Source organism: Kitasatospora sp. NPDC059571 (assembly GCF_042735675.1).
GTDB lineage: Bacteria > Actinomycetota > Actinomycetes > Streptomycetales > Streptomycetaceae > Kitasatospora.
In genome coordinates, this window is the sequence record NZ_JBHWBW010000097.1 from 1 (window position 1) to 7330 (window position 7330).

General features: G+C 70.9%; 5 protein-coding genes. 4 read left to right on the forward strand and 1 reads right to left on the reverse strand.

Annotated elements, in window-relative coordinates; genetic code table 11:
- Positions 1-55 precede the first annotated feature (55 nt).
- The gene (locus ACFV0G_RS14150; protein WP_380546321.1) at positions 56-2674 is read right to left on the reverse strand and encodes a transglycosylase domain-containing protein; all 2619 of its coding nucleotides are present in this window, start codon (positions 2672-2674) and stop codon (positions 56-58) included.
- A 382-nt stretch (positions 2675-3056) separates the two neighbouring features.
- Between ACFV0G_RS14150 and ACFV0G_RS14155 the strand changes: the two genes are divergently transcribed.
- From ACFV0G_RS14155 to ACFV0G_RS14170, 4 genes are all read left to right on the forward strand, one after another.
- Positions 3057-3740: a helix-turn-helix transcriptional regulator gene (locus ACFV0G_RS14155; RefSeq protein ID WP_380546323.1), complete on the forward strand. Its 684-nt coding sequence runs from the start codon at positions 3057-3059 to the stop codon at positions 3738-3740.
- Between the two features lie 141 nt (positions 3741-3881).
- Positions 3882-4964, forward strand: coding sequence for an inositol-3-phosphate synthase (locus ACFV0G_RS14160; RefSeq protein ID WP_263104417.1), 1083 nt, complete (start codon positions 3882-3884; stop codon positions 4962-4964).
- Between the two features lie 174 nt (positions 4965-5138).
- Positions 5139-6437, forward strand: coding sequence for an MFS transporter (locus ACFV0G_RS14165; protein WP_380546341.1), 1299 nt, complete (start codon positions 5139-5141; stop codon positions 6435-6437).
- Between the two features lie 76 nt (positions 6438-6513).
- Entirely contained in the window at positions 6514-7209 is a 696-nt protein-coding gene (locus tag ACFV0G_RS14170; RefSeq protein WP_380546326.1) for a hypothetical protein, read from the forward strand.
- Positions 7210-7330: the final 121 nt, after the last annotated feature.

Below are 7330 nucleotides of genomic sequence, written 5' to 3' on the forward strand. Positions count from 1 at the left end.
CCGGAGGACGGACCGGCACCGCAGTGGCCGCGGGCGGCCGGGTGACGAGGGCGGATCAGCCGCCGGCGGGGGCTCCGCCACCGCCGCCGCCACCGCCACCGCCGCCTCCGCCACCGGGTGTCTTGGTGGAGGTCGCACCGCCGGTCGGGGAGGCGTCCCCGGTCGGGCTCGGGCAGATCAGGAAGCAGCTGCGGCTGGGCCGGCCGCCGGTCGGCGACGGCGAGTCGGTCGGACCCGTGGTGGTCGGCGACGTGGTCGGGGACGGCGAGACCGAGCCCGAGTCCGTCGGCGAGGGGGACGCCGAGGGCGACGCGGTGGACGGCGCGCCCGAGGAGTCGACCTGGACACCGGTGTCGCCCGGCTTCGTGAAGGTCCGCGGGTCGCCGGGGCCGACGGTCTGCATGTAGCGGGTGAAGATCGCGGTCGGGAAGTCACCACCGTGGACGGTGGTCTGACCGGCGGTGCCCTTCAGCGAGAGCAGGCCGGGCTTGCCCGGCTCCTCGCGCCACATGCCGACCGAGGTGGTGAGGCTGTTGGTGTAGCCGACCCACCAGGCCGAGGTGCCGGCGTCGGTGGTACCGGTCTTGCCTGCCACGGGGAAGTGCAGCGCGTTGGTCTTGGTACCGGTACCGTGCGCCGCCACGTTCTGCAGCACGTCGGTGATGGTGTCCGCGACATCCGGGTCGAGCACCCGCTTGGGGGTCGACTTGGTGAACTTCGGCTGGTCGATGCCGTCCTTCTGCAGCCTGAGCACCGAGTACGGGTCGTTCTGCTGGCCGTGGTCGGCGAAGACCGAGTAGGCCGAGGCCATCCGGATCGCGCTCGGGGTGGAGGTGCCGAGCGGGAAGGTGACGGTGCTGGACGGGGCCAGGGACTCCTTGCGCAGGCCGAGGTTCAGCACCATGGCCTCGACGGCCTTGCCGCCGACGTCCTGGCCGAGCTGCACGTACGGCACGTTGTAGGAGTTCTTCATGGCCTCCTTGAGATCGACGTAGTCCGTCTTGTTGTTCTCATCGTTGGCCTGCTTGTACGGCTTGCCGTTGTCGCCGATGACCGGACTGCCGTCCGGCTTGTAGATCTGCGACAGGTTGTTCGACTCGTAGCGGCTGTCGACGCTGATCCTGGTCGGCTTGCCGTCGGCGTCCAGCTTGGTGAGCACGCCGGTCTGCATCGCGGTGGCCAGCACGAACGGCTTGAAGGTCGAGCCGACCGGGATGCCGGAGGCGTCCGCGTTGTTGGTGTAGTGCTGGTTCTCGATGCCGGGGCCGCCGTAGAGGGCGACGATCGCACCGGTCCTCGGGTCGATCGAGGACGCGCCGACCTGGACGAACTTGTCGGCCTCCCGGCTGTCCGGGTGCAGGCTCTCCGACTGCACGCCCTCGACGGCCTTCTTGAGCTCCTCCACCCTGCCCTTGTCGAAGGTGGTGTAGATCTTGAAGCCGCCGTGCTGGAGGACCTGGTCGTTGATCGACGGGTCCTTGGCCATGATGTACTTGTTGGCCGTGTCGACCAGGTAGTAGACCTCGCCGTTCATGCTGGCCGGGGCCTTCTGCTGGATCGGCGCCGGGAAGGTCGAACCGCACTTGGTGCGGTCCTCCTGGCTGATCAGGTGGTTGACCACCATCCGGTTCAGCACGTACTCCCAGCGCTCCTGCATGCGCTTGGCGTTGTCCGCGTTGAGGGACGGGTCGTACAGCGCCGCGCCCTTGAGCAGGCCGGCCAGCATGGCGCCCTGACAGACGTTCAGGTTCTTGGCGTCCACCCCGTAGTAGGCCTGGGCCGCAGCCTGGATACCGGTCGAACCACGGCCGTACCAGCTGGTGTTGAGGTAGCCCTTGAGGATGGCGTCCTTGCCCAGGCTGCCATTGACCTTCAGGGTGATGAAGAACTCCTTGAGCTTGCGGCTCAGGGTCTGGTCCTGGCTCAGGTAGGTGTTCTTCACGTACTGCTGGGTGATCGTCGATCCGCCCTGGGTCTCGCCGCCGGTGGCCATCTTGTAGACGGCGCGGGCGATGCCCTTGGGGTCGATGCCCGAGTCGGTGCGGAAGGTCTCGTTCTCGGCCGCGATGGTGGCGTCCTGCGCCCCCTTGCTGATGTCGCCGAGCTCGACCTGCTGCCGGTTCTGGGCGCCCTTGCGGGTCATCTCGGAGCCGTCGGACCAGAAGTAGATGTTGTTCTGCTGCTGGAGCGCCTTGTTCTCGTCCGGGACGGTGGTCATGGCGTAGGCCGTGCCGACAGCGGCCACCCCGCCGCCGAAGAAGAGCAGGAAGAGGCTGAGGACCAGCTTCCAGGACGGCAGCCAGCGGCGCACGCCGCTCTTGCCGAACCGCGGGTAGTCGATGAACCGCTTCTTGCCGGGCCCGCCGCCGTCGCGGCCGCCACCGCCCGGCCCGCCCGCGGGGGGACCGCCGCGGCGGCCGCCCTTCTGCGCCTGCCGGCGCATCTCCGCACGCGTCAGCCTGGGCTGCTGGGCGGTCTGCCGGGGACCGGCCGGCCGCGCACGCCGCATTCCGCCGTCGGACCGCAGCTCGTCCGGGCCGGGCCGACCGTAGGAGGGGGCATCGCCCCGGGGCGGCTGCGCGCCGTAGGCACGCTGGCCCGGGTCGGCGTCGCGGCGGCCCGGCGGCTGCTGCTCGCCGCCCGGGTTGGGCGACCTTCGCCGGTGTTCGCTCATCTCTCAGCAACTCCTCGGTCGGGCCTACGGAGCCCGAAGGCAGGGTTCACTTCCGATGCCCGCAACCGCCTTAACCCCGGAGGTGGTCCTCGTGCACACGCGACAGCGTACGCACCCGTAATTCGCTGCTAATCGCCTATTACCTGACAAATGGGACGAACCGACCGCAGATCATTACACGCCCGTTGCCTTGCAGGCCGCGCCGCCCTTGACTACGGGGCTGCGCTACGCCCCGACCGCCTTGTGATCACGTTCACGCGTGCCCCCCTTGCCCGCATCGAGACCCAGGTTTACTGTTCTCGATATATCGAGCCGATACATCGGGGCGGCATAGACGCCCCCGTGTGCCGGTTCACGGCCACAGGGGAGAGGAGGCGGCAGGGTGAGCAGGCGTTCCGGAGTACTGGAATTCGCTGTCCTCGGTCTGCTGCACGACGCTCCGATGCACGGCTACGAGCTCCGCAAGCGGCTCAACGTCCTGCTCGGCTCGTTCCGTGCCTTCTCCTACGGCACGCTCTACCCCTGCCTCAAGAACCTCGTCGCCCAGGGCTTCCTGGTCGAGGACAACCCGGACGCGGAGTACGTTCCGGCCACCGCCCTCAACGGGAAGCGGTCCAAGATCGTCTACCGGCTGTCCGGCGAGGGGAAGCAGCGCTTCGAGGAGCTGCTCGCCGACTCGGGCCCCGACGCCTGGGAGGACGAGCACTTCGGCGTCCACTTCGCGTTCTTCGCGCGGACCGACAAGGCCGTGCGGATGCGCGTCCTGGAGGGCCGCCGCAGCCGGCTGGAGGAGCGGCTGGAGCGGATGCGCAGCTCGATCGCCCGCACCCGCGAGCGCTTCGACGACTACACCCTCGAGCTCCAGCGGCACGGGTTGGAGTCGGTCGAGCGCGAGGTCCGCTGGCTCAACGAGCTCATCGAGACCGAGCGGGCCAACCGCACCGGGCGCGGCACAGCGCCGTCGGGTGCACCACAGACTTCGGACGGCCGTGGCCAGGAGGCCGGGTCCTCGGACCCGCCGGGGCCACCGCACGACCGCCCGGGGCGCTCCGCACAGGAGCGCTGAGACCCGCGGCGTCCGGCCGCCCTCGTGGGAGCCGGGTCCGTGGGAGGAGTGGGCGCCGCGCGCCCGTCAGACAGTCATACGAGTAGGGATTCGAGAACCGCCTTCACGGCGGGGCTCATGAGAACACAGGGAGCAACCGGAATGGGTTCGGTTCGCGTAGCCATCGTGGGCGTGGGCAACTGCGCCGCGTCGCTGGTGCAGGGTGTCGAGTACTACAAGGACGCCGACCCGGCCGGCAAGGTCCCCGGCCTGATGCACGTGCAGTTCGGCGACTACCACGTCCGTGACGTGGAGTTCGTTGCGGCCTTCGACGTCGACGCCAAGAAGGTCGGCTTCGACCTGGCCGACGCCATCGGCAACAGCGAGAACAACACCATCAAGATCTGCGACGTGCCGCCGACCGGCGTCACCGTCCAGCGCGGCCACACCCTCGACGGCCTGGGCAAGTACTACCTGGAGACCATCGAGGAGTCCGACGAGGCCCCGGTCGACGTCGTCCAGGTCCTCAAGGACAAGCAGGTCGACGTTCTGGTCTGCTACCTGCCGGTGGGCTCCGAGGCCGCCGCCAAGTTCTACGCCCAGTGCGCCATCGACGCCAAGGTCGCCTTCGTGAACGCCCTCCCGGTGTTCATCGCCGGCACCAAGGAGTGGGCGGACAAGTTCACCGAGGCCGGCGTCCCGATCGTCGGCGACGACATCAAGTCGCAGGTCGGCGCCACCATCACGCACCGCGTGATGGCGAAGCTCTTCGAGGACCGCGGTGTCATCCTCGAGCGCACCATGCAGCTGAACGTCGGCGGCAACATGGACTTCAAGAACATGCTCGAGCGCGAGCGCCTGGAGTCCAAGAAGATCTCCAAGACGCAGGCCGTCACCTCGCAGATCCGCGACCGTGAGCTGGGCGCCAAGAACGTCCACATCGGCCCGTCCGACTACGTCGCGTGGCTCGACGACCGCAAGTGGGCGTACGTCCGCCTCGAGGGCCGCGCGTTCGGCGACGTCCCGCTGAACCTGGAGTACAAGCTCGAGGTCTGGGACTCCCCGAACTCGGCCGGTGTCATCATCGACGCCGTGCGCGCCGCGAAGATCGCCAAGGACCGCGGCATCGGCGGCCCGATCCTCTCCGCGTCCTCGTACTTCATGAAGTCCCCGCCGGTGCAGTACTTCGACGACGAGGCCAAGGAGAACGTCGAGAAGTTCATCCGCGGCGAGGTCGAGCGCTGATCACCGCAGCGCCGAGCACCGCTCGGCACTGAGCAGCTCGTCACCGAAGGGGTCCCGGTCCTGCGACCGGGGCCCCTTCGGCGCTTCCCGGCCGGCTCCCGCGCGTTGTTTCACGTGAAACAACGGCACCGGACATGGCAACCTTGCCGGGTGGCGATCACCGAGGACGGCAGCATGCAGACACCCCACCGCGCCACCCTCCGCGGGCTGCTCCGCGGTCGCGGTTTCCGCCGGCTGCTGGCCGTGCGGATGCTGTCGCAACTCTCGGACGGGGTCTTCCAGGTCTCGCTCGCCGCCTATGTGATCTTCTCCCCCGAGCGCCAGTCGGCCCCCGCCGACATCGCCGGGGTGCTGGCCGTGACGCTGCTGCCGTTCTCCGTGGTCGGCCCGTTCGCGGGGGTCCTGCTGGACCGCTGGCGGCGCCGGCAGGTCCTGCACCTCGGCAACCTGGCCCGGTTCGGCCTGGGACTGGTCACCGCGGCACTGCTGCTGGCCAGGGCCCCGGAGTGGTTGTTCTTCGCCTCCGCCCTGCTGGTGACCGCGCTCAACCGGTTCATCCTGGCCGGCCTGTCCGCCTCGCTCCCCCGGGTGGTCGCACCGTCCTCGCTGGTCACCGCCAACGCGATCTCCCCCACCCTGGGCACCGTCGCCGCGACCGTCGGCGGCGGCATCGGCTTCCTGGTGCACCAGGTACTGACCCCCGGCCCCCGGGCCGACGCGGCCCTGGTCACCGTCGCCGCACTGCTGTACCTGGCCGCCGCGCTGGCGGCGCAGCGGATCGGCCCGGACGAGCTCGGCCCGGAGCACCACCACAGCCGCCCACCGCTGCGCCGCGCCCTGGGCACCGCCGCCCGCGAACTCGGCTCCGCCCTGCGGCACCTGGTCCGCGACTGCCGGCCCGCGGTGCACGCGCTGGCCGCCGTGACGCTGGCCCGCTTCTGCTACGGCGTGCTGATCGTCGTCGTCCTCATGCTCTCGCGGTACACCTTCAACCCGCCGGGGGACGCCGCGGCCGGACTCGCCAGCCTCGGCCGGGCCGTGGGCTTCTCGGCCATCGGCTTCTTCCTGGCCGCCGTGATCAGCCCGTGGTGCACCCGCCGGCTGGGCCTGGCCGGGTGGATGACCACCTGCCTGGCGAGCGCGGCGGTCTTCGTGCCGGCCCTCGGGCTGCCCTTCCGCGAACTCCCGGGCCTGGCAGCGGCACTGCTGCTCGGCGTGGTCACCCAGGGCACCAAGATCTGTGCCGACACCGTCGTCCAGGAGTCCGTCGAGGACGACTTCCGCGGCCGGGTGTTCGCCGTCTACGACGTCCTGTTCAACGTCTCCTTCGTGGCCGCCGCCGGTGTGACCGCCCTGGTCCTCCCGCTGAACGGCCGCTCGGCCGGGGTGGTGATCGGCGTGTCCGCGGTGTACGCCCTCGGCGCACTGCTGTTCGCCCGCGCGGCCCGCGGCGACCGCGCCGCCGCGGTCTGAACTCCCGCCCCCGAACGGCTACTCGCTAAGGTACGTCCGCGTACCGACGCAGCCGCAGGAGCCCACGGGGGGATCGATGAGCACACCTCAGCAGCCGTACGGAGCACCGCAGTACGGGCCACCACCCGGCCAACCGCCCTACGGGGCACCGCCGTCCGGCTACGGGCAGCCGCCCGCGTACGGGCAGCCGCCCGCGTACGGACAGCCGCCGGCGTACGGGCAGCCGCCGTCCGGCTACGGGCAGCCGCCCGCGTACGGGGTTCCCGGCCCGGCGGGCGCTCCCCCGGGGTACGGCTACCCCGGGCCGGCCGGCCCGCCGGTGCCGCAGCAGCCCTACGGCGGCCCGACCGGTCCCGGCGGACCGCCCTTCCCCCCGCCGCCCGCACCGGGCGCGCCCGCGGCGCCCAAGGCGAGGCGGGGGCTGCGGTTCTGGCTGCAGATGGGCGTCCTCGCCGCCGGCGCGATCGTCCTGGTGCTGGCGCTGTTCACCGACACCGCCCCGGGGTCGCAGGTCGGCGACTGCCTCAACCGGTACTCGAGCACCCGGGTGTCGAGCGTCTCCTGCAGCGACCCCAAGGCCAACTACCAGGTGGTGAAGCGGGTGGACAACGGCCTCACCAGCAGCTGCACCAGCACGCCGGGGGTGACCGCCACCTACCGCGGCACCTACGGCCGGCGCTTCCACCGGAAGCACTACGTCCTCTGCCTCGCCCCGTACCGGGCGGGCACCGGAACCCTCCCGGGGGCGTCCGCCTCGCCGAAGAAGTTCTGACCGAACGGCAGCCGTGGGGGGGGGGGGGGCGCGGGCGGCCCGCCGGGGGCGCGGGGCGTGAGAGGCCCCGGCCCCCAGTCCGGGGGCCCCCCGCGCCCGCGGGGCCCCCGGGCCCCCGGGG

Excerpts from the sequence above, each read along its gene's own strand:
- ACFV0G_RS14150 (WP_380546321.1), bottom strand. The coding sequence starts at position 2,674 with ATGAGCGAACACCGGCGAAGGTCGCCCAACCCGGGCGGCGAGCAGCAG.
- ACFV0G_RS14160 (WP_263104417.1), top strand. The coding sequence starts at position 3,882 with ATGGGTTCGGTTCGCGTAGCCATCGTGGGCGTGGGCAACTGCGCCGCG.
- ACFV0G_RS14165 (WP_380546341.1), top strand. The coding sequence starts at position 5,139 with ATGCAGACACCCCACCGCGCCACCCTCCGCGGGCTGCTCCGCGGTCGC.
- ACFV0G_RS14170 (WP_380546326.1), top strand. The coding sequence starts at position 6,514 with ATGAGCACACCTCAGCAGCCGTACGGAGCACCGCAGTACGGGCCACCA.